General features: G+C 48.6%; 19 protein-coding genes. 11 read left to right on the top strand and 8 right to left on the bottom strand.

From position 1 onward, the window contains the following. Positions 1-76: 76 nt before the first annotated feature. Positions 77-421 carry a YflT domain-containing protein gene (locus BBB58_RS03580; protein ID WP_074035491.1) on the top strand — a complete coding sequence of 115 codons (345 nt, stop codon included), beginning with the start codon at positions 77-79 and terminating at the stop codon, positions 419-421. A gap of 67 nt (positions 422-488) precedes the next feature. Here BBB58_RS03580 and BBB58_RS03585 read toward each other — a convergent pair whose 3' ends face one another. Next, positions 489-1,484 (bottom strand): MDR family oxidoreductase, encoded by a 996-nt coding sequence (locus tag BBB58_RS03585; RefSeq protein WP_074035493.1) that lies wholly within the window; start codon positions 1,482-1,484, stop codon positions 489-491. Between the two features lie 143 nt (positions 1,485-1,627). Here BBB58_RS03585 and BBB58_RS03590 point away from each other — a divergent pair, with 143 nt between their 5' ends. Then, on the top strand, positions 1,628-2,050 hold the full coding sequence (locus BBB58_RS03590; RefSeq protein ID WP_012727530.1) for a hypothetical protein: 423 nt from the start codon (positions 1,628-1,630) through the stop codon (positions 2,048-2,050). 18 nt (positions 2,051-2,068) lie between these two features. On the opposite strand, the gene BBB58_RS03595 is transcribed toward BBB58_RS03590, so the two are convergent. From BBB58_RS03595 to BBB58_RS03610, 4 genes are all read right to left on the bottom strand, one after another. Further along, the gene (locus BBB58_RS03595; RefSeq protein WP_012727529.1) at positions 2,069-2,278 is read right to left on the bottom strand and encodes a hypothetical protein; all 210 of its coding nucleotides are present in this window, start codon (positions 2,276-2,278) and stop codon (positions 2,069-2,071) included. Between the two features lie 82 nt (positions 2,279-2,360). Next, the gene (locus tag BBB58_RS03600) at positions 2,361-3,068 is read right to left on the bottom strand and encodes an SDR family NAD(P)-dependent oxidoreductase (protein WP_074035495.1); all 708 of its coding nucleotides are present in this window, start codon (positions 3,066-3,068) and stop codon (positions 2,361-2,363) included. An 11-nt stretch (positions 3,069-3,079) separates the two neighbouring features. Continuing rightward, entirely contained in the window at positions 3,080-3,469 is a 390-nt protein-coding gene (locus tag BBB58_RS03605; RefSeq protein ID WP_074035497.1) for a GNAT family N-acetyltransferase, read from the bottom strand. Beyond that, positions 3,466-4,482: a serine hydrolase domain-containing protein gene (locus BBB58_RS03610; RefSeq protein WP_074035499.1), complete on the bottom strand. Its 1,017-nt coding sequence runs from the start codon at positions 4,480-4,482 to the stop codon at positions 3,466-3,468. The genes BBB58_RS03605 and BBB58_RS03610 overlap by 4 nt, the downstream gene beginning before the upstream one ends. Positions 4,483-4,861: 379 nt before the next feature. On the opposite strand from BBB58_RS03610, the gene BBB58_RS03615 reads away from it, so the two are divergent. Next, complete coding sequence (locus BBB58_RS03615) at positions 4,862-5,554, top strand: GGDEF domain-containing protein (RefSeq protein ID WP_167365512.1); 693 nt, start codon at positions 4,862-4,864, stop codon at positions 5,552-5,554. Positions 5,555-5,574: 20 nt separating this feature from the next. Here BBB58_RS03615 and BBB58_RS03620 read toward each other — a convergent pair whose 3' ends face one another. Together BBB58_RS03620 and mgtE are read right to left on the bottom strand one after the other, a co-directional pair. Beyond that, positions 5,575-7,353, bottom strand: a complete 1,779-nt coding sequence (locus BBB58_RS03620; protein ID WP_074035503.1) for a solute:sodium symporter family transporter — start codon at positions 7,351-7,353, stop codon at positions 5,575-5,577. 114 nt (positions 7,354-7,467) lie between these two features. Further along, entirely contained in the window at positions 7,468-8,826 is a 1,359-nt protein-coding gene (gene mgtE, locus BBB58_RS03625; RefSeq protein ID WP_074035505.1) for a magnesium transporter, read from the bottom strand. 321 nt (positions 8,827-9,147) lie between these two features. Here mgtE and arcA point away from each other — a divergent pair, with 321 nt between their 5' ends. The 8 genes from arcA to cydC all read left to right on the top strand — a co-directional run bounded on the left by arcA (position 9,148) and on the right by cydC (position 20,806). Beyond that, positions 9,148-10,377 (top strand): arginine deiminase, encoded by a 1,230-nt coding sequence (gene arcA / locus BBB58_RS03630; protein ID WP_074037869.1) that lies wholly within the window; start codon positions 9,148-9,150, stop codon positions 10,375-10,377. 21 nt (positions 10,378-10,398) lie between these two features. Next, positions 10,399-11,427: an ornithine carbamoyltransferase gene (gene argF / locus BBB58_RS03635; RefSeq protein WP_074035506.1), complete on the top strand. Its 1,029-nt coding sequence runs from the start codon at positions 10,399-10,401 to the stop codon at positions 11,425-11,427. Positions 11,428-11,479: 52 nt separating this feature from the next. After that, on the top strand, positions 11,480-12,955 hold the full coding sequence (arcD, locus tag BBB58_RS03640) for an arginine-ornithine antiporter (protein WP_074035507.1): 1,476 nt from the start codon (positions 11,480-11,482) through the stop codon (positions 12,953-12,955). A gap of 14 nt (positions 12,956-12,969) precedes the next feature. Then, positions 12,970-13,932, top strand: coding sequence for a carbamate kinase (gene arcC / locus BBB58_RS03645; protein ID WP_074035508.1), 963 nt, complete (start codon positions 12,970-12,972; stop codon positions 13,930-13,932). 163 nt (positions 13,933-14,095) lie between these two features. Next, positions 14,096-16,438 carry a glycoside hydrolase family 31 protein gene (locus BBB58_RS03650; RefSeq protein ID WP_074035509.1) on the top strand — a complete coding sequence of 781 codons (2,343 nt, stop codon included), beginning with the start codon at positions 14,096-14,098 and terminating at the stop codon, positions 16,436-16,438. Positions 16,439-16,554: 116 nt separating this feature from the next. Continuing rightward, positions 16,555-17,244: a Crp/Fnr family transcriptional regulator gene (locus BBB58_RS03655; RefSeq protein WP_074035511.1), complete on the top strand. Its 690-nt coding sequence runs from the start codon at positions 16,555-16,557 to the stop codon at positions 17,242-17,244. Between the two features lie 122 nt (positions 17,245-17,366). Then, positions 17,367-19,091, top strand: coding sequence for a thiol reductant ABC exporter subunit CydD (gene cydD, locus BBB58_RS03660; protein WP_074035513.1), 1,725 nt, complete (start codon positions 17,367-17,369; stop codon positions 19,089-19,091). Continuing rightward, positions 19,088-20,806, top strand: coding sequence for a thiol reductant ABC exporter subunit CydC (cydC, locus tag BBB58_RS03665; protein ID WP_074035515.1), 1,719 nt, complete (start codon positions 19,088-19,090; stop codon positions 20,804-20,806). The genes cydD and cydC overlap by 4 nt, the downstream gene beginning before the upstream one ends. Positions 20,807-21,059: 253 nt before the next feature. On the opposite strand, the gene BBB58_RS03670 is transcribed toward cydC, so the two are convergent. Further along, the gene (locus BBB58_RS03670; protein WP_074035517.1) at positions 21,060-21,584 is read right to left on the bottom strand and encodes a hypothetical protein; all 525 of its coding nucleotides are present in this window, start codon (positions 21,582-21,584) and stop codon (positions 21,060-21,062) included. Between the last annotated feature and the right edge of the window lie 90 nt (positions 21,585-21,674).

Consider the following 21,674-nt stretch of genomic DNA (forward strand, 5'->3'; position numbering starts at 1 on the left):
TCGTTTTTTAATGTGTGAAGAACAGGAAGGAAGGTAATAACTAATAATGTAGTAGAATTGAAGGAGGAGAATAGACATGTCAGTTTTGTACAAAGAATTTACAAATGATGAAGAAGTCGTTACCGCCGTTCAATCGATGAAAACAAATGGGATTGATGAATCTAACATCTACGTCATCACACATGACGATGATCGAAGTAAGCGTGTCGCGGACAATGCCGATGCGAACACCGTCTCAGCAAGTGACGTCGGTTTGGGGACAGCTGCCAAAAACGTGTTCAGCAAAAAAGGAGATGAACTGCGAGCCGATTTTCAGGAGCTCGGCTTCACAAAAGAAGAATCAGAGCGTCTCGAAGAAAAGTTAGATCAAGGGAAGGTACTCGTTGTCGTGAAAGACGCACCTACCGGATTCACCATCTGATTTCACACCATGGAGAATAGAGAGGAAAGAGGCTGAATCGTGAGTGATTCAGCCTCTTTTCATGTGCTTAGCGAAGGCGGACGACGGTACGACCGCTCAATTCGCCACGCATCATCGCCTCGGCGTGACGAGGGACGTCGTGTAACGGAATCTCATGGATCATCTCGTTGAGAACTTTCGGATCGATGAGTTCTTCGAGGCGTTCCCATGCGTTCGTACGACGAACCATGGGTTGCATGACCGAATCGATGCCGATGAGCTTCACGCCGCGTAAAATAAACGGATAAACGCTCGTCGGCAACTCGGCGCCTCCGACGAGACCGCATGCGGCGACAGCACCTTCATATCGTATCTGGCTCAAGATGTTGGCGAGTGTATTTCCACCGACCGAATCGATAGCGGCATCGAAGCGTTGCTTGGCAAGGGGACGGGCAGGTCCTTCTAATTCGCTTCGATCGATGATCGTCTCGACACCGAGTGAGCGTAAGTATGGTGAATCTGTTTTACCAGTGGAGGCGACGACATGGTAGCCGAGGCGACGAAGCAACGTAATCGCGAAGCTTCCGACACCACCTGTCGCTCCTGTGACGAGCACTTCTTCGCCTGGACGCACACCAGCGTGTTCGAGTGCATCAATGGAAAGCATGGCGGTGAGTCCTGGTGTTCCGATGGCGATTGCATCTCGCATGCTCATTCCTTTAGGTAACTTCACGAGCCATTTCCCCGGTACTTGCGCATACTGGCTAAATCCACCGAAATGCCGTTCCCCAATCCCGAAACCAGTGGCAATCACCTCATCGCCAACTTTGATGTCGAGGTGGTCTGATTCGACGACAGTTCCAACGAATTCGCATCCCGGAATGAACGGATAGCGATTGACGATTTTTCCTGAAGTCGTCAATCCGAGCGCGTCTTTATAATTCAATGCGGAATAGTGGACTTCGACTAAGACGTTTCCATCCTCTTCTTTCGGAAGGACGTCGGCGTTCACTTCTTTTACTTCGGCATGAAGGCGTTTCTCGTGTTGGTCTAGCACGAGTGCTTGGAATGATTCATTATTCATCTGCTTAACCTCTTTTCCTATAGATGTCCTCACTCTAACAGTCTTTCCCTGGCAAAATGAAATATATGCACGAATCTTTAGGGGGAAACGGGTAGAGAGTGGTACAATAAAGGGGATTCAAATTGCGTAAGGAGGAATGTAGTATGCGGCACGATGACTATGAGTTTGACGATGTAGAAGTAGAAGAAGGCGAATTGTTCAACGTATACGATATTCTCCCACCAGACGGGACGATCCTGGAGATGGCGACAGCTGAGGAAATGGTTCGAGCGGCCGAATTAGAAGCGAAGCATCATGCGCTCCAACGGCTCCAAGATTCAAACTTCCAGTTAACAGGCGTGTCGTTCAAAGAACTTCTGACAGAATTTGAACAGTATGAGCAAGAGTCAATGGAGTTCTGGACAGGTGTTTATAACCGATTACGCATTCCTTGGGCGTGGACGATTCGAATCGATGTGGCCAATGGTCCGATTCACGTCGTGAACGATCGCGATATCTTTATCGATGAAGATGACTTCGAAGAATATGATGTTGATGATTTATTAGAGGAATACGAAGAAGATTGAATCAAAAACGTCTTTCCCTCATTCAGATGGGAAAGACGTTTTTTTGTCGTGGAGCAGGTCGTGACGAATCCGACTGAGTTCAGTCGCCCCAAATAATAATCCGACACTACATAAAATTGAAACACCACTCACCATCGCCCCGACGACAGCGGTATCACCAATCATTGTGAACGACATTGTGAGGCTAAACAGTCCAAATAGCAGTAATCCTCCAGCAATGGTTTTCATAAAATTCACCCTTTCACGTATCTATGCATGTAGTGTAGACGGTTTGACGAGAGAAGGGTGTTTCTTTTTTTGACCTGTTTTATTATTTGATCAAGTCGTAAATCGAATAGGTCTTGCCATTTTCTAGAGGACGGTCAATCAACTGTTCAGCAAATATACGAGCGACCGTTTCAGGAGAACGGAGTCGTCCTTCTGTTTCGTATGCACGGAATTGTTCAAGGTCAGCGAACGCCTCTTTCGAGGAAGAACGAATCTCCGCCTGCATCGACGTATCCATCACACCTGGATTGAATAGAGCTGCACGATGTGAGGTTCCTTCTAGCTCTAGTGCAAGCGTCTCCGTGAAATGATTGAGTCCTGCTTTCGTGCCACAATATGCGCTCCAACCTGAGATCGGACGTTTGGCCGCGCCAGAGGTCACATGAATCAAATCGGTCGGCTTGTTGAAAGCGAGGACCGCATTCGCCAATAGCATCGGCGCAAGCAGGTTGGCGTGGACATGAGCGGTCACTTTCTCACCATCTAATTGTCCGACACGATGAATCGGTTCAATCCATGCTGCATTTTGAACGAGCAAAACCGAATCAGCCCGCTCTAGAAATGGTGTGATCTCCCGAATGACTGCATCAATCCCCGAGACGTTTGATAGGTCGACTGATCGTTGCTGATACGTAACGTCTTCCGCCTGTGAGCGAGAGAGCCCGACCACCTCGTAATCTCTAGCTTGTAGTTCCTGAGCGATGGAACGGCCGAGACCACGCGATGCGCCTGTGATGATAGCAAGTTTCATATACATTCCTCCTATTCGTGAATCGTTTTCCGAAAACCGTAGAACGGACGAAACCGTAATTTCTCGTAATATGTGTGGGAATTTTGACTTGCGAGCATCTCAAGCCGTGTGTCTGGATAAAGTGTATGGACGTGTTGGAGTAACTGTTCGCCAAGACCACGTCTACGATATGTAGAAGCGACCAACAGTTCACAAACATACAAACTGACTGTCGTATCAGTCAATCCGCGCAAATAAGCGACAATCTTTCCATTTTCAGACTCCATCACATAGGTGACGTTTGATTGACGCCATGCCTCACGGGTCAACGCGTCACGTTCTACCAATTGGCTCCAACCTTCATCGCGATTAAGTTGTTGAATCGAGTCAAAGTCTGATTCCATATAAGTACGAATGTTCATTCAATCCGTTCTCCAATCTGCATTTCAATCTGTTTCATGACGTCGAACGCCCCATCTGATTGATTTGAACAAATGACCGAGATGGTATCGATTTCTGGATAGTAACCAGAATGGAAACTGACACCAGGGTCATAGCCCATCACGTGATATTTATAGACATCTCCCGATGCGTGATGTTGAATCCAAAGTCCGTATCCATAACTCCCGCCGCGGTCATTAACCGTCACGTGTGGTGTCAAAAGAAGCGACGTAGAAGCGGTATCAAGAAGCTGATGTGAAAACAGCGATTTCCAAAATTTGGTCATGTCTTGAGCGGTCACATACGCGCCACCATCTGCTCCTCCTTTGATTGGAATCGCATATTGGTTTGTACGCCATGTGCCGTCCGAGTGGTCAATATAACCGAGTGCTGTTCTAGAAGGCAAGGCATCGAGTGAAAAGTATCCAGAATCAATCATACCAGCAGGATGAAAAATCGATTGTTCGACATAGTCGGTGAAAGATTGCCCGGTCACATCTTCTACAATCAACCCTAACAGAATATATCCTGCATTATTGTAGGAGAATCGAGAACCCGGTTCGTCTTTCATAGATTTTTGTTGAAACATAAAAAAAAAATCACGTAACTGTTGAAGCCGATACATCGGGATATCACGCCATAGCGCTTCAAAGTCATCAGAGACGGATTCATCAAAATAGTCAGGGATTCCTGATGTGTGCGTCAACAACTGATGTACGGTGACGTTTGGTGACAGATGAGTTAAGGCAAATGTTTGAAATGAGTCAAGCGAGGTGGAAAAGGATAGTTTCCCTTGCTCGACTAACTGGCAAATCGCGATTGCTGTAAACAGCTTGCAACCGGACGCAATTCCGAACCGTGTCATCACGTCATGTTGAATCTGTTCTGAGCGATTCGCATAGCCGTAAGACTGGTGGATTGATCCATTTCGATTGGTGAGCAAATAGACACCCGAAAATGTCTCGTCAATCGATGGATGTGTGAAATGTGGCATGAGAAACCTCCATGTATTGAGTGATTCAATAAGTCGACTATATCATGTCCATCACAATCTCTCTAAAATTTACTCAATAAAAAAAAAAACATTTACCAAATAACAGGAATTGAGACAGGTGTCTGACCTCGAACGTGGTACGATATGGGCGAACAGAGAGGAAGTGGATTCAATGACGTTATTCTTCTGGGGGATACTCGTTGGATTTTTAATTGCCTTGTGGCTATATAAACGTCCACAGCCACATTCACAGTCTCTTTCGTTTATGCATTTCGGGAATCAAACGAAAGATGTCATTTACATTTTTGAAACAAAACCTACGTGGCGTTTCCGATACATCAGTCCTTCTTTGGATTTATATCTTGGAGAAGGAACGTTGATGCGAAGTTATTCAGATGCACAAGAGTGTTTTCGGAGAATCCACCCGGACGATCGGCGACTATTACTCGATAAAGTGGCGGGACGCGTCAATTATGAAGAAGCGATTCTTCAACGATGGCGCACGAATGACGGCGCTTACGTATGGTTCGAGGAATATACGACACCAATCTATGAGAATGGTGAAATCGTAGCGGTTCAAGGTGTGATTCGGAACATCGAAGCAGCCATGACCGAGCGTGAACGTCTCATGTATGAAAGTCGCCACGATAGCTTGACCGGTGTCTTCAATCGTCGGGCGTTTGAAGAAACGATTGCTCAAGCAAGAAATGCGTGTGACGTCGGAATCATCGTGCTGGATGTGAACGATTTGAAAGTCGTAAACGACATGGAAGGACATTCTGCTGGTGACGATTTGTTGAAACGGGTCGGGATGATTCTTCAGGGAATTGAATCATCCGTGTATCGTTTAGGGGGAGATGAGTTCGTCTTGTTTCTAGAGATGATGCCCCGCGACGCATGTGAACGAATGGTTCGTCAAATCGAAGCGGCTTGTCAAAAAGAATCGATTTCTGTCGCCATCGGGTTGGCGTGGGCATCATGTCCGGAAACGATTGAGGCGCTTTGGCAACGTGCGGACGATGCCATGTATGAACGGAAGAGACAACAAAAAGTAGACCTCCTTGACGTGTAAGTTCAAGGAGGTCTATTGGTTTAGCTGCTTTGTTCTTTTACATCGGACGGCTCTTCACCCAAATTGTTTAGATAGCTTTCATAACGAGAAATACCATAGCGGTAAGATGCCCAGATGAGCCCGGACGTTATGACGACAAGTCCCACTGTCAGTGGAGCAAACCATCCGGAAACGATGCCGTTCGCATAAGCGAGTCCGATTGGCGAGAATACAAGGTAAACGAAAATCATCGAAGCGACGAGCAAAATGGATGTCGAAAGGGCATGACGCCATGGTTTGACTCTCCCTAGTTCGATTCGGATCGGATTTGCTTGAAGCATTGGTCGCACACGCGCAAATACGAGCATGATCCCCGTCTCGATGACGAAGAGGATTCCGTAAATATGGATAAAGTTGATGCCGATTTCGACGCCGAACCATTGTTTCGTCCCCCATACGAGGAAATAGTAAGCGATGACGTGGAAAAAGACGACGGTCTTCGCGGCGATTGGCGGCACACGTTTAACAAGCATCCCGATTAAAACGATGACGAGAATCGGGATGTTGAAGAAACCGGTGAAGCGACGAATCAAGTCCCACAAGCCATCTGGCGCATACATAAGATTCGGGGCGACAAAGAACGAGACGAGTGCAACGAACGTCCCGAACCATTTGCTGACGCGAATCAAATCTTGGTCAGAAGCATCCGGTTTAAACTTCGGTTTGTAAATGTCGAGTACGAAGAGCGTCGCGATACTATTCAAGAGCGAGTTGAACGAGCTGAATACGGCACCGAGCAAGACGGCGAGGAAAAAGCCCATGAGCCACATCGGTAACAGCTCGGCAATCAAACTCGGATAAGCGAGGTCTGCCTTCTCGACGTTCGACCCGTACAAGTGAAACGCGATGACGCCAGGTAACAACATGAAGATTGGAACGAGTAATTTCAAGTAGCCGGTAAAGAGAACGCCTTTTTGTCCTTCCGTTAAGTTTTTTGCACCGAGGGCCCGTTGAATCACGTATTGATTCAGTGCCCAATAGAACAAGTTCACAAAAATCATTCCGGTGAAAATGGAGAGAAACGGGACCGAGTCGTTAGCGGAACCGATGGCGTTCAACTTTTCGGGATTCGTCGTCGCAATCGTCTTCATCCCGTCCAATAAATTCCCGTCCCCTAGTGCGAGAAAGCCTAGTGTCGGAACGAGGAATCCAATGATGATGAGTCCGATCCCGTTCAACGTGTCCGATACGGCAACGGCACGAAGACCTCCGAAGATGGCATAAATCGCCCCGATAATCCCAATGAACCAAACGACGAGCCAAAGGGACTGCTCAAAGCTGATGCCGAGAAGGGCCGGCACATCGAACAGTTGCAGGACGGCTAATCCACCCGAGTACAGCATCGATGGAATCGTCACGCACATATAGCCGAGTAGAAATAACAAGACAGTCAATCGACGAACGTCCTCGTCATAGCGTTGACTTAAAAATTCAGGAATGGTCGAAATTCCGATGCCAAGAAAACGTGGCAACAAAAAGAGCGCCATGATGATGGCAGCGATACCGGCCGTCACTTCCCATGCCATCGCTGACATGTTGCCGGCGAACGATTGGCCATTTAAGCCAATCAATTGTTCCGCTGACAAGTTGGTCAACAGGAGCGATCCCGCGATGAAGACACCCGTTAAACCGCGACCAGCCAAGAAGTAATCGTCGGCGCTTTCGACTTTTCCTCTCGTCATGCGATACGAGACGTAAGCGACGAGCGCCATGAACAGGGCGCCGGTCACGAGTATGTAGAGTACTTGTTGAAATGTCATGAAATCCCCTCATTCCTTACTTATGTTTTATATGTATTTGTAGGAAATACCCTAAAATGTTGTACTGTAGTCATTTTGATCAGAGAAAATAAAAAACACTCGATGTCTCGAGTGTTAAAAGAATTGGAGCATAGACGTCGCAACCGTGAAGTAGATGATGAGCCCTAGATTGTCCATCAATGTCGTGATGAACGGTCCAGAGGCAACAGCGGGGTCTAACTTCAGGCGATTGATGAGAAGCGGGACAATCGTTCCAATCATCGTAGCGACACTGAGTGCAGCAAAGATAGAAACTCCGACAATGAAGCCAATCAGCATATTGTCGTATAGCAGCGTGATGACGCCAAAAATGACAATCATACAAGCGATTCCTAAAATGATACCCGTCCCGAGTTCGCGTCGAATCATCTTCATAACGTTCTTTCGATTGATGGTCCCGAGTGCAATTGAGCGCACAGCGACGACGAGGGATTGCGTGGCTGCGTTCCCGGCAGAGCCCATGACAAGTGGCATGAAGACAGCGAGAAGCACAATCGTTTCAAGGGTGTCTTCGAAACCGCCAATCGTCGAAGCTGTAATCATGCCGAGAAACATGAGGCTGACAATCCAAGGGGCACGTTTTTTCGCTGCTTCTAGCGGGCTCATGTTGATATCAGACGAACCCTTTGTCGCGGAGAGTTCTTCAAAGTCTTCGGTCGTTTCGCGCTCGATGACGTCTAATACATCATCGACCGTGATGATGCCAAGTAGCTTTTGCTGATCATCGATAACGGGAAGGGCCAACAAATCGTACTTCTGGACAATCCTGGCCAAGTCTTCCTGGTCGGTCATGACGTTTGCCGAGATGACGCGGAACCCCATGATGTCTTCAATTTTCGCCTCGAGTGGTGCGACAATCAAATCACGTAAGGAGACAACACCAACCAGTTGGTGCGCTTGGTCGACCACATATAGGTAATAAATCGTTTCGGCATCTGGTCCGAGTTCACGCAACTCTTCAAGGGTCAGTCCGACCGTCTTATCAGCTTGAAGGACGACGAACTCGGTCGTCATGAGCGATCCAGCCGTTTCCTCCGGATATTGCATCAAGTCTTTGACTTCTTGTTCCTCGATATCATCCATCTGCTCAAATAGCGTGTCCATGAACGCATCGGGTAGTTCCCGCATCAAGTCGGCCGCGTTGTCCGAATACATTTCATTCAAGATTCGGACGGCATACGGTTGGGGTGTTTCTTGGATGAATGTACATTGCTCTTCTAACGTCAGCTTTTCAAATAGATCGGTGAATACCTCGGGGGAGATGGTTCGATACACGAACGACCGCTCATCTTGAGTCAGTTCGATAAAATGATCCGCCTGTTCACCCGGGTGGAGGGAGAGAAAGAGGTCTTGAAAATCGACCGGGTCTCCCTTTTGAATCAATGTGCGAAGTGCTGCTTCATGTTCGTTGTATTCCGTTTCTTCAATTTTCATATGCTCACATCCTGATCTCTCACGTTTTCAATTTATTTTACGGTGAATAAAAAAAGTTTCTGCTTTTTTTAGGGCGATGCTATACATCAGCCATACATCTTATTTCCCCTTGTCATCGTCCTGATTTCTGGGGCATTGTTTGTTCATTCACAAGAGTGAACATTTATTCATATCGATGCGGAATCGGCAACAGATGGACTGTCGGATTAGACATTCGCAAATTTGGTAAAGTGATAAGGTAAGGGTAGTCACACACCCGAATCACAAGGAGGAAGCGAGATGATCTCAATGACGAATCAACCGATTTCACAAGATACGACGCTGAAACATCCGATTCATGTGTATTCAGAAATTGGAGAATTAAAAACGGTATTACTGAAGCGACCGGGTCGGGAGTTAGAGAACCTTACCCCGGAATATTTAGAGCGCCTCTTGTTCGATGATATTCCCCATTTACCGGTCATTCAAAAAGAGCACGATTATTTTGCGAGTGCGCTTCAAAATCGTGGTGTGGAAGTCCTTTATCTCGAGAAACTGATGGCCGAAACGTTATCACTCCCTGGTGTGCGCGAAAAGTTTGTTGCGGATATCTTATCGGAGTCAAAATCAAATATCAACGGTTCTTACGAAACATTAAAAGAGTATTTGCTCGATTTTGATAATGAAATGTTGATTGAGACGGTGATGGCCGGTATCCGGAAATCGGAAATCAAGCCGGAAAAACGTCGACATCTGCATGAAATGATTGAAGATACGTACCCCTTCTTTTTGGACCCAATGCCAAACCTCTACTTTACACGAGACCCGGCCGCTGCAATCGGTAACGGACTCTCCATCAACCGCATGAAAGAACCGGCACGTCGCCGCGAATCACTCTTCACGCAATACATTATGCGCTATCACCCACGCTTTGCGAAACACGATGTTCCCATCTGGTCGGACCGAGATTATCGGTTTGCGATGGAAGGGGGAGACGAACTCGTCTTGTCGAAAGAAGTCGTCGCCATCGGTATCTCGGAACGAACGACCGCGCAAGGCATCGAACGTGTCGCCCTCAACCTACTCAAGCATGGAGACAGCTTCAAAAAAGTCATCGCCATCGAAATTCCAAAATCACGCGCCTTCATGCACCTTGATACCGTCTTCACGATGGTCGATCATGATAAATTTACCATCCATCCGTTCATTCAAGGACCGGAAGGGAAGATGAACATTTTCGAGCTCACGCTAAACGCGGAAGGTGAACTTCAGATTGCCCAGCACTCGGATTTGTTGAAGGTGTTAAAAGATGTCCTCGGCTTACAAGAGGCGACGTTGATCCCTTGTGGCGGTGGGGATCCGATTGCGGCAGCCCGCGAACAGTGGAATGATGGATCGAACACGCTCGCCATCGCGCCGGGTGTCGTGGTCACGTATGACCGAAACTATGTCTCGAATGAGTTACTTCGTAAAGAAGGCGTCGAAGTGATCGAAATCATGTCGAGTGAACTATCGCGCGGTCGTGGGGGTCCACGTTGCATGAGCTGTCCGATTATCCGCCAAGACATCTAAATGTGATAAGGAGGAAGCAGTATGTCTACAACGTTCAATTTTGATTTGAAAGGTCGTCATTTTTTATCGCTAATTGAGTTTTCGGGTGAAGAAATCAACTACTTGATCGACTTGTCTGCTGCATTCAAACAAAAAAAAAAACAAGGTGTTCCACATCGGATTTGTGAAGGTAAAAACATTGCCTTACTCTTTGAAAAACCATCGACACGGACGCGTTGTGCGTTCACTGTCGCTGCCATCGATTTAGGGATGCACCCTGAATATTTAGGCAAGAATGATATTCAATTCGGGAAGAAGGAATCGGTACGTGATACCGCGATCGTTCTTGGACGCATGTTTGATGGCATTCAGTTCCGTGGCTTCGCTCATGAGACGGTCGAAGGTCTTGCAAAAGACGCCGGCGTACCGGTGTGGAACGGTTTGACCGACTTGTATCATCCAACCCAAATCTTGGCCGACTTTTTGACGGTAAAAGAACAAAAAGGAGAACTTGCCGGAATTAAATTTGTGTACGTAGGTGACGGACGGAACAACATGGGAAACACGTTGTTGATCGGTGGTGCAAAAGTTGGGATGGATATGCGAATCTGTGCGCCGAAATCGCTCTGGCCATCTGACGAGATCGTGAACTATGCGAAGTCGGTCGCCATTGAAACAGGGGCTGTGATCACCTTGACAGAGAGCATTGAGGAAGCGATGGACCAAGCCGACGTCGTTTACACCGATGTCTGGGTATCGATGGGCGAGGAAGCGGCGTTCGCAGAACGAATCGAACTGTTGCGACCGTATCAAGTGAACATGGACATGCTTCAAAAGAGTGGCAATCCGGACATCATGTTCTTACATTGCCTTCCGGCATTCCACGACTTAGAAACGGAGGTCGGGCGGGCGATTCATGAGCAATATGGGTTGATTGAAATGGAAGTGACCGACGAAGTATTCCGTAGCCGTCATTCGTTCGTATTTGATGAGGCAGAAAACCGGATGCATACCATCAAGGCGGTGATGGCAGCGACGCTCACGGAGACACGCGAATGGCTTGATCGTTGACGAGGAGGGGGTTTCCCCTCCTGCTTCAAAATAAGCGAAAGGGATGAGTAGAATGTCTACGAAGTTGGAGCATGACTCAGGTGGTTCGGCTGGAGTACATCCTGAAAAGAAAGATAAGCGGTTACGTCTCGGAGCGTTGACGGCACTTGTCGTCGGGTCGATGATTGGCGGTGGCGCCTTTAACTTGGCTGCCGATTTGGCGCAAGGTGCGAATGCGGGTGCCATTCTTATTGGTTGGGTCATCACAGGAATCGGGATTATCGCGCTCGGTCTCAGTTTTCAAAATTTGACGATGCGTCGTCCAGATCTCGATGGTGGCGTATACAGCTATGCACGGGCAGGTTTTGGATCGTTCGTCGGATTTAACTCGGCATGGGGATATTGGTTGTCTGCCTGGCTTGGAAACGTGGCGTATGCCACACTGCTGTTCAGTTCGGTCGGTTATTTCTTCCCGATTTTTGAAGGGGGATTGAATATCGCGTCGATTATTGGCGCATCGATTATGCTGTGGCTCGTGCATACACTCATCTTACGTGGGGTACATGAGGCATCGATGATCAACATCGTCACGACGATTGCCAAGCTCGTCCCAATTTTTGCATTCTTTTCGATTACCTTGTTCTTCTTTAATCTCGAAAACTTCACCTTCGATTTTTGGGGACAAGGCGGCTTCTCATGGGGAAGTGTGCGTGACCAAGTCGTTTCGACGATGCTCGTGACACTTTGGGTCTTTATCGGTGTGGAAGGGGCCGTCGTGCTATCTGGCCGTGCTCGGAAACGTTCGGACGTCGGGAAAGCAACCGTTATTGGGCTACTTGGAACGCTCGTCATTTATTTGCTCATTTCTATCATGTCGCTCGGTCTCATGACTCCCGAAAATGTAGCGAACGCCTCGCAACCAGCGATGGCATATTTGCTCGAGTCGGCCGTCGGTCCGTGGGGTGCGATGCTCATCAACGGGGGACTCGTCATCTCTGTCCTTGGCGCATGGCTCGGTTGGACGCTGTTAGCGGCAGAAATCCCATTCGTTGCCGCCAAAGATGGAGTCTTCCCGAAATGGTTCACGAAAGAGAATCAAAATCAAGCTCCTGTCAATGCCCTTTGGCTAACGAATGGGTTGATTCAGCTCTTCCTCTTCACATTCTTGATTTCAGATGCCGCATATAACTTTGCCTTTTCTCTCGCTTCGAGTGCGATTTTGATCCCATACGTGTTCTCGGCCTTTTACCAAGTGAAAGTGGCGAAGAACGGAATCGGATACAGTTCCGGTGAACGAAAAACACGCGATTTAGCGATTGGATTGGTCGCTTCCGTTTATGGACTATGGCTCATATACGCCGCTGGAATCGATTATTTACTTCTCACTACACTTTTATATGCACCGGGAACCCTTCTCTACATGAAGGCACAACGTGAAAATGGCATCAAGTCACTCACTAAAACGGAATGGATGGTCGCCGGTGTGTTGACCGCACTGGCCATCTTCGCAGTCGTACGCATACTATCGGGTAATATCTCAGTCATTTGATCGGGGGTATGGATATGGAGAAAAAACGTGTGGTCATCGCCTTAGGCGGGAATGCGATTCAGCAAGGCAAAGATGCGACAGCCGAAGCACAAATACAGGCAGTTGAGGCAACGGCGGAATCTCTCGCTGCACTCATCGCTGAAGGAGTCGAGGTCATCATCACGCATGGGAACGGTCCGCAAGTGGGAAACCTGATGTTGCAACAAGCCGCATCAGACAGTCCAGCCACACCAGCGATGCCGCTTGATGTCTGTGGTGCGATGACGCAAGGGATGATTGGATACTGGTTTGAAAACGCATTGACCAAAGCACTGCGTGCACGTGGCCTTGAACAGCATGTGGCCTCGCTCGTGACACGAAGTATTGTCGATCCAAACGATAGTGCGTTTCATCATCCGACTAAGCCAATCGGTCCATTTTATACGGAAGACGAGGCACTTCATCTCGAACGGACGACGGGTTATGTCTTCAAAGAAGACGCAGGACGGGGATATCGTCGTGTCGTCCCGAGTCCGATCCCTATGAAAATCGCCGAACACACCATCATTCGAACACTCGTTGAAGCGGGGCACATCGTTGTCGCTTCCGGTGGCGGTGGCATTCCGGTTATGGAGACAATGGACGGATACGTCGGCATCGAAGCGGTCATTGATAAAGATTTCGCGGCTGCAAAACTGGCTGACCTCGTCAACGCAGATGTGTTACTCATTTTGACGGCTGTCGAACATGTGTATGTCAATTTTGGGCAGCCAGATGAGATGGCACTTCAAGAAACGTCGAAAGAACAGATGGAGACCTATATCGCTGAAGGGCAGTTTGCACCAGGTAGTATGTTGCCGAAAGTAAGAGCGGCGCTTCAGTTTGCCGAATCCGGTACGAACCGTGTCGCCATCATCACGTCGCTCGATCAGGCTTTAGCAGCCATTGACGGGGAAGCGGGCACACGTGTCCGCCTGGCTCCATCGCTCCAACAATAAGAATGTGTCGCAGACGTGAAGCGTTTGCGACTTTTTTTGTTTTCTGTTCGGATTCAAGGGGAAGGAATGTTGTATGCCAAAAATGAGATTGCTATCATATTCAGTGTAAACGTTTGCACTAATTTCAGGAAGGAAGTGACGGAGAGCGGAATCGCTCGAATGTATGCGCCTATTCGAAGAAAATCATGTGTACCAGTCGTGGATGAGACCAAAAGCAAGAGAAGAAGCAATCGTACAAGGAAGCTGCTATCGCTTCACCGTATTGACGAGTCAGTTGATTCGAATGGAATATGCGGAGGACGGTGTCTTTGAAGACCGTGCCACCCAAGTAGTATGGAATCGGGAATTTGACGTTCCGCAATTCCGAGTGATTGAAGATGAAACAGAACTCCAAATCATCACAGAACATGTCCATTTGTATTATACGAAAGGTCCGTTCGCACCGAACACGCTCTACGTAGACGTGAAAGGGAACTTTAGCACGTATTATAGCCGTTACATGTTCAACGGTCCGGAGCGGACGCTGAAAGGGACGGCGCGGACACTCGACCATGTGGACGGGGCGACGGAGTTAGAAGAAGGGATTCTCTCCAAACAAGGATATGCCATCATTGATGATTCATCCTCGTTTTTGATGACAGATGATCGCTTCGTCGAGCCGAGACGAAAAGGGACCCATGACATTTACTACTTCGGATATGGCCATGACTATAAACAGGCACTTCGAGACTTTTACACGTTGACGGGTCCGACGCCGATGCTTCCTCGTAAAGCGCTTGGGAACTGGTGGAGCCGCTACTGGCGATACGACGAAAAAGAGTATAAGGCGTTGATGCGCCGTTTCAAGTCAGAAGATGTCCCGTTCTCGGTCAGTGTCATCGATATGGATTGGCACGTGACGGACATCCCGGAAGAGTACGGGAGTGGTTGGACGGGCTACTCTTGGAATAAAAACTTATTTCCAGAACCGAAGCGTTTCCTTAAATGGTTAAAAGACGAAGGAATGATGGTGACGTTGAACCTGCATCCGGCGGACGGAGTGCGTGCGTTTGAAGACCAATATGCGGCGATGGCCGAGGCCATGGGCGTCGACCCGGAATCGGGGGACCGAATCCCATTCGATTTTTCAGACAAACGATTCATTCAAGCGTACTTCGAACAAATGCACCATCCACATGAGGCAGACGGCGTTGATTTTTGGTGGATCGATTGGCAACAAGGGTCGACCTCGAAGATGGAAGGACTCGACCCGTTATGGATGCTGAATCATTATCATGCCATCGACATCGCCCGTGACGGTAAGCGTCCGCTCATTTTCTCTCGTTACGCAGGACCAGGGAGCCACCGTTACCCGGTCGGATTCTCAGGAGACACGATCATCTCGTGGGCTTCGCTCGCCTTCCAGCCGTATTTTACAGCGACAGCGACAAACATCGGTTACGGTTGGTGGAGTCACGATATCGGAGGCCATCATCGTGGGAAAAAAGACGATGAGCTCGCCGCGCGTTGGGTCGCATACGGGGTATTCAGTCCAATCATGCGCCTCCACTCGACGTTCAGCACATTCAACGGGAAAGAGCCTTGGCGTTTCGGGATCGAAGCCGAACAGTCGATGAAGCGATTCTTACGTCTGCGTCACGAGCTCATTCCTTATCTATACACGATGAATTATCGTAACCATGCCGATGCGTTACCGCTCGTGCTGCCGATGTATATCGAACATCCCGATTACGAAGCAGCTTATCAAGCACCGAATCAGTTTTATTTTGGCAGCGAACTCATTGTGTCTCCAATTGTCACGCCGATGGACCGAAAGCTCCACGTCGCCGGAACGAATGTCTGGCTACCGAAAGGAGAATGGTTTGACTTCTTCACAGGACATCGTTACGAAGGCGACAAGTCGATTCGTGTGTTCCGTGGACTCGATGGACAACCAGTCTTCGCCAAAGCGGGTGCCATCGTTCCCCTTATGCCGCATCAACCGCATGAGAACGAGACGGGGAACCCGAGCGAGCTAGAAGTACTCGTCTTTCCAGGTGCCTCGAACACGTTCACGATGTATGAAGATGACGGGGAAAGCCGCGATTATGAGACAGGTGCCTCACTTGAAACGACGTTCACGCTCGATTGGGAAGCGCGGACGCTTCGCATCGAGATGTCAGGAGACCTGACCCTCGTTCCGGCGAATCGGACATTGACCGTTCTTGTTCGAGGCGTTGTCGGGGAAGGGGACTATGACGCTGAGACGCAGACGTTACACATCCCGATTGGTGAATTGAAGCAGGAGCAGACGGTGACGCTCCCCGTCGATGTGACACAGAACGCCCATCGACTTGATCGTCTCTATCGATTCTTAGATCGCGCGGAAATCGCCTACGATTTGAAAGATCGGTTGTACCAGATGGCGACGACGAAGACGCGTCTCGAGGCCTGGCTGTTTGACCTCCATGCGTTAGAACTCGATCGAGATTTGCAAGACGCCCTATTAGAACTGATGTTGGACTGAAAAGGGGGGAGACCCCCTTTTGTCATGTCAGAAAACTGTCGGATTTTGAAAGCGGTATCATTTTGAATCCATTTATACTTAAGGTAGGGGATTTAACTAGAAATGAGGGGATACAGATGCGACATAAGTGGACGATTGATGATTTACGGCAGTTGACACTGTTTGCGAACTGTTCGAGTCGAGCGCTTGAACAGCTCGTCCCGCACGTCTATTGCCGAACGTATCGAAAAGGACAGCTCCTGTTCATGGAAGGAGACCCGCGAGAGCGCGTGTATTTCTTAATGAGTGGATACATCAGACTTGAACGGATGAACGAGCATGCGACGCATCAATATGCGGACTACGTGAAGCCCAAACAGTTCTTTCCGTACAATGGTTTGTTCACGGAGGAAGACTACCGTCATACGGCAGAAGCGGTGACGGATATTGACGTCATCTATATCCCGACCGACCGATTCGAGCGGTTTGTATCCACACAGTCGAACATGCTGCTTTATATCATTGGACAGATGAATCGTATTTTAGATTTACATGAACGACGTGTCCAAGAGATCATTACCCCGAGCGCGAAAGAACGTGTACTCAATACCATCCATTTTTTGATTGAAGATTTAGGTGAACCGGATGAGCAAGGGGTACGTGTCCGCTGTCCGTTCACGGCGATGGAACTATCTCGTCTATCTGGAACGTCTCGAGAGACGGTTTCTACGATTTTAGCGAAGCTTCGTAAAGAAGAGGTGCTTCGAATGGATGACCACCAACTTGTAATCGGGCATCCTGAATACTTTGAGCAAGACTTCGATTGACGCCACTCAGGAGAGGGCGTCTTTTGCATGTCGGAACGAGCGGAGCGTTCGCTTCAAGACGTGTCATATTGTATAATTAGTGATGAATCTCACAAAGCAATCGGATTGTGAATAGAGAAAGGATGAATGCAGTGAAACGACTGCAAGCCCTTGCGTTCGCCGAGCGACGTCACATCATCGGACTGGTATTGTCTGCGGTCATGATTGGACTATCGATTTTGGCGCAAGCGTATTTAATCGTCGACATTGTCGACCGAATCTTTTTAAAAGATGAATCATTTGAAACCGTCGTTCCGGCGTTACTTTGGCTCGTCGTCGCCCTATTGGTACGAGCATTTTTTGGTTTTTTTTCCGGACGAATCGGAGCGAGTTTATCGGAAAAGGCGAAACGGGCGTTACGTCTGCAATTACTAGATCGCTATGCCACGAGCCCGGTCGAGTCCTCTTTGACGGGACAATCTGGGAAGAAAGTCAGTGTGTTCATGGATGCTGTTGACGAGGTTGACGCCTACTTCAGTCAATATTGGCCACAAGTGATTCAAACCTCGATTATCCCGCTTCTGATTTTGGTTGTCGTCTTCAGCCAACATTGGATTTCAGGTGTCATCATGATGGTGACAGCGCCGTTTATCCCTTTGTTCTTTATTATCATCGGGATTGCGACACAGAAAAAATCTGAGGAACAGATGGAGAAGATGAATCAATTTTCCGGAAAGTTTTTGGATGTCTTTCAGGGTTTGACGACACTTAAACTCTACAATCGGACCGAACAAGAAGCGAAAGCGATTGAGAAGAGCAGTCTCGACTTTCGGGATGCGACGATTGTCGTCTTAAAGACGGCATTCTTATCTGGCCTCATGTTGGAATTCATTTCGATGCTCAGCACCGGCGTTGTAGCACTAGAAGTCGCGCTACAGATGGTTGTTTGGGAGAACCTGACGTTCTTCTCAGGATTCTTGATTCTTGTGTTGGCGCCAGAGTATTACTTGGCCATCAAAGACCTGGGCAGTGCCTTTCATACGGGACGTGGCAGTATGGGCGCAGCAGACCGAATCTTTGACGTATTAGACGCCCCGGATGATCGCATTCAGTGGGGGACAAAGTCGCTTCGTTCACGGACACCGGACCTCGAGCTTGAAGAGATATCGTTTGAGTACGCTGGTGGGCGCTTTTCCCTCCAGCCATTGAGTGGTCGCATCTCGTCCGGCACCCACCTTGCGTTAGTCGGCGCGAGCGGTTCCGGGAAGACGACTGTCCTTAACGTGATCTCAGGACTTTTGCAAGTGAAATCAGGGCGCGTCCTCGTGGATGGCGAACCCTTGCATACGTATAAGGAATCTGCCTGGTATGGAAATATTGCATATATCTCTCAAAATCCGTATCTGTTCGCCGGGACACTCGCCGAAAACATTGCTTTAGGTGAAGTGGCTGACGAGCGTGCGTTACTCGAAGCAGCCGAGGCAGCTGGACTATCCGAGGTGATTGACCAGTTGCCGAACGGAATCTGGACAGAACTCGGAGAAGGTGGGTTTGGACTATCTGGTGGGGAACGGCAACGCCTTGCACTCGCACGGGCTTTCTTTAAGCGACCTGGTATTTTATTGTTTGATGAACCGACGACCGGCCTTGATTTGAAAACAGAGCGGATTGTCAGACGCTCGATTGAAGAGCTGTCAAAAGGTGCAACGTTAATCACGGTTGCGCATCGTCTGCATACAATCAAAGAGGCAGACACGATTTGGTTCATGGATGATGGGAAGCGAATCGCAGAAGGGACGCATGAAGTGTTACTCGCTGTCCCAGAGTATGCGGAGTTGTTTGCACTTCAGAAAGGGGTGAGCCGATGAACTCGCTTTGGACGATTACAAAATGGATGATGCGCGAAAAGAAAGACATCCTCCTCTCCATCTTCTTTGGATATGCAGCAGGGATTGCGGCGGTCGCCCTCTTCGCGGCAAGTGGCTATCTCGTATCACGCGCCGGGCTCGTCCCGCCCCTGTATGCGTTGATGGTACCCGTCGTCTTGATTAAACTGTTCGGTGTCATCCGGGCAGGAAGCCGTTATCGGGAACGCCTCGCCTCACACCGGGCGACGTTTACGATTTTAAGTGAGTTGCGCGTCCGGTTCTATCGTCAGTTAGAGCCGCTCGTTCCGTCCATCTTTGCGAAATATCGGAGCGGCGATTTGCTCGCACGCGTCGTCGGGGACGTTGAGAGTCTTCAAAACTACTTCCTTCGCGTGTTTTATCCACCGATCATTCTCGTACTCGTCTTTTTGAGTACCATCTTCTTTGTCACCTTCTTCTCGTTTGCGGTCAGCCTATGGATTTTGTTTGGTGTACTCGTTACAGGATTCTTGATTCCGCTCGGATTTGCACGAATTCGTGCCCGTCATGACGAGACGATTCGTGGATTGCGTGGAGATGTGTCGATTCAATTGACAGAGATGCTGTTCGGATACCGGGATTTAAAACTTCATCACCAACTTGACCGCACGAAACAAGCTGTCTATTCGCACAGTGAGCGTTACATGGAGGCAGAGCGGAAAGACACGACGAATCAGTTCTTCAATTCGGCGCTCGTCGTTGCCGCTTCCTTACTCGTCTCATGGGGCGTCTTGGCCATCGGTGCGTATCAGGTGGTAAATGGAGACCTGAACGGGTTGTTCTTGGCAATGCTGATCATGATGTCGCTCACAGCGTTTGAGAATACGACGCCGATGGCCGTGTTCCCCGGTCACTTTGCAGACAGCAAGCAAGCAGCGGATCGTTTGTTTGAAGTGACGGAGCCGAGTGAAACGATTGAGGCGCGTGAGGCGAAACGTCAAGACGTGACGTTTACGGCCGCACCGTCCATTTCATTTGACCATGTTCGCTATCGTTATCCGAATACGTATCGAGATGTCATCGATGAGGTGACGTTACACATTCCAAGTGGTTCGAAGACGGTCATCGTGGGACCGAGCGGGTCAGGGAAGTCGACGTTACTTCAACTGCTCTTGGCTTTCGTTCGGACGGAAGACGGCACGATTCGGTTGGATGAGTACAACGTGAAGGATGTCAAACAGACAGCCATTTGGCAACATGCGAGCGTTGTTTTGCAAGACAATCATTTCTTTTATGGAACTGTACGGGACAACTTGGCGTTAGCCGGTGACTTCACAGATGAAGCGATGAACGTAGCGCTTGAGCGCGTCCGTTTGTCATTCTCGCTAGACGAACCGGTCCTGGAGAAAGGGGCGAACTTGTCAGGTGGAGAACGTCAGCGCCTCGCCATCGCACGGGCACTTCTTAAAAACGGACTTCTCTGGTTGCTTGATGAACCGACATCGGCACTCGATGCAGGAACGGAGGCCCATGTCTTTTCTGAATTGTTACAGCAAGCTGGAACAGGCACACTCATTCTCGTCAGTCACCGTTTGACGGGTCTCGAAACGTTTGATCAGATTATCGTCATGGAAGCTGGCCGGATCGTCGAGGTCGGTTCTTATGAGGAATTGATGACGAAACGTGGCATGTTCTATGAATTGAAACAAATCGAGCAAGAAGTGTTCGCATCATGAAAAAGACGAGCAGCCCCGTCGGTGGGCTGCTCGTCTTGTTTATGGCAAATATGGGTGCAACAAATGGGGGTTGTCGCAATGCTTTCAAAAAGAGTGTCGTGGAGGGGAATCCACGTGACGTGATATGTTTGGGGAACGTGCACGCCAAGCTTTTGGGAAGCTACAACTAGAGTATAGTTGATAACGATTCTCATTGTCAATAAGAATAATAAAAAAATCCATACGTGCGAACACGTATGGATTGGGTCATGAATTAATTCGAGGCTACGCCTTTTTGAACCGTGAATCGAATCAAACTGAACAAGTATCTCGTGAAGAAGAGAGCGAACGCATAGAATAGCGCGATGAACGGTGACTGAAGATCAATCCCCGGGATGTTCATCAAGAACTCTAGAACGAGAATAGAGAGTAAGAATACGTAGAGAGCGGCATCTAAATAAAGTGGCATAAGACGACCGCGTTGATGCCAAAACGTGCGGATGAGTGGTGCCACGGTCATCCCGATAATCCGTTCCGCAAAGCCGATACTGAGAACGGCGATGATGAATGCTGGGATCGTGTTAAAGGTCACCAAATCCGAGAATACGAAACCTGAAATCAATAAGAGAGGACCGATGATAATCATCATCGAAAGTGAGGTCCGGAAGAAAATCCACATGTTGTTCTGAATCGAACGAATCCCACCGATTGCCGATTGTTGAAGTGTCTTTCCACGTCTATAATCAATCGCGAACGAGCCGATAAACATAATTCCAAATAAAGATAACAAAACTGACATGAACGATGTTTCCCCTTTTCTGAATAAATCATGATGTATCGATCTGAATCAAAGTCTAGCCTAGTTTAACGATTCATTTCGAGAAAGTAA

The sequence above is a fragment of the Exiguobacterium profundum genome, assembly GCF_001909285.1.
Classification (GTDB): Bacteria; Bacillota; Bacilli; order Exiguobacteriales; family Exiguobacteriaceae; genus Exiguobacterium; species Exiguobacterium profundum.

Excerpts from the sequence above, each read along its gene's own strand:
- BBB58_RS03580 (WP_074035491.1), top strand. The coding sequence starts at position 77 with ATGTCAGTTTTGTACAAAGAATTTACAAATGATGAAGAAGTCGTTACC.
- BBB58_RS03585 (WP_074035493.1), bottom strand. The coding sequence starts at position 1,484 with ATGAATAATGAATCATTCCAAGCACTCGTGCTAGACCAACACGAGAAA.
- BBB58_RS03590 (WP_012727530.1), top strand. The coding sequence starts at position 1,628 with ATGCGGCACGATGACTATGAGTTTGACGATGTAGAAGTAGAAGAAGGC.
- BBB58_RS03595 (WP_012727529.1), bottom strand. The coding sequence starts at position 2,278 with ATGAAAACCATTGCTGGAGGATTACTGCTATTTGGACTGTTTAGCCTC.
- BBB58_RS03600 (WP_074035495.1), bottom strand. The coding sequence starts at position 3,068 with ATGAAACTTGCTATCATCACAGGCGCATCGCGTGGTCTCGGCCGTTCC.
- BBB58_RS03605 (WP_074035497.1), bottom strand. The coding sequence starts at position 3,469 with ATGAACATTCGTACTTATATGGAATCAGACTTTGACTCGATTCAACAA.
- BBB58_RS03610 (WP_074035499.1), bottom strand. The coding sequence starts at position 4,482 with ATGCCACATTTCACACATCCATCGATTGACGAGACATTTTCGGGTGTC.
- BBB58_RS03615 (WP_167365512.1), top strand. The coding sequence starts at position 4,862 with ATGCGAAGTTATTCAGATGCACAAGAGTGTTTTCGGAGAATCCACCCG.
- BBB58_RS03620 (WP_074035503.1), bottom strand. The coding sequence starts at position 7,353 with ATGACATTTCAACAAGTACTCTACATACTCGTGACCGGCGCCCTGTTC.
- mgtE (WP_074035505.1), bottom strand. The coding sequence starts at position 8,826 with ATGAAAATTGAAGAAACGGAATACAACGAACATGAAGCAGCACTTCGC.
- argF (WP_074035506.1), top strand. The coding sequence starts at position 10,399 with ATGTCTACAACGTTCAATTTTGATTTGAAAGGTCGTCATTTTTTATCG.
- arcD (WP_074035507.1), top strand. The coding sequence starts at position 11,480 with ATGTCTACGAAGTTGGAGCATGACTCAGGTGGTTCGGCTGGAGTACAT.
- arcC (WP_074035508.1), top strand. The coding sequence starts at position 12,970 with ATGGAGAAAAAACGTGTGGTCATCGCCTTAGGCGGGAATGCGATTCAG.
- BBB58_RS03650 (WP_074035509.1), top strand. The coding sequence starts at position 14,096 with ATGCGCCTATTCGAAGAAAATCATGTGTACCAGTCGTGGATGAGACCA.
- BBB58_RS03655 (WP_074035511.1), top strand. The coding sequence starts at position 16,555 with ATGCGACATAAGTGGACGATTGATGATTTACGGCAGTTGACACTGTTT.
- cydD (WP_074035513.1), top strand. The coding sequence starts at position 17,367 with ATGAATGCAGTGAAACGACTGCAAGCCCTTGCGTTCGCCGAGCGACGT.
- cydC (WP_074035515.1), top strand. The coding sequence starts at position 19,088 with ATGAACTCGCTTTGGACGATTACAAAATGGATGATGCGCGAAAAGAAA.
- BBB58_RS03670 (WP_074035517.1), bottom strand. The coding sequence starts at position 21,584 with ATGTCAGTTTTGTTATCTTTATTTGGAATTATGTTTATCGGCTCGTTC.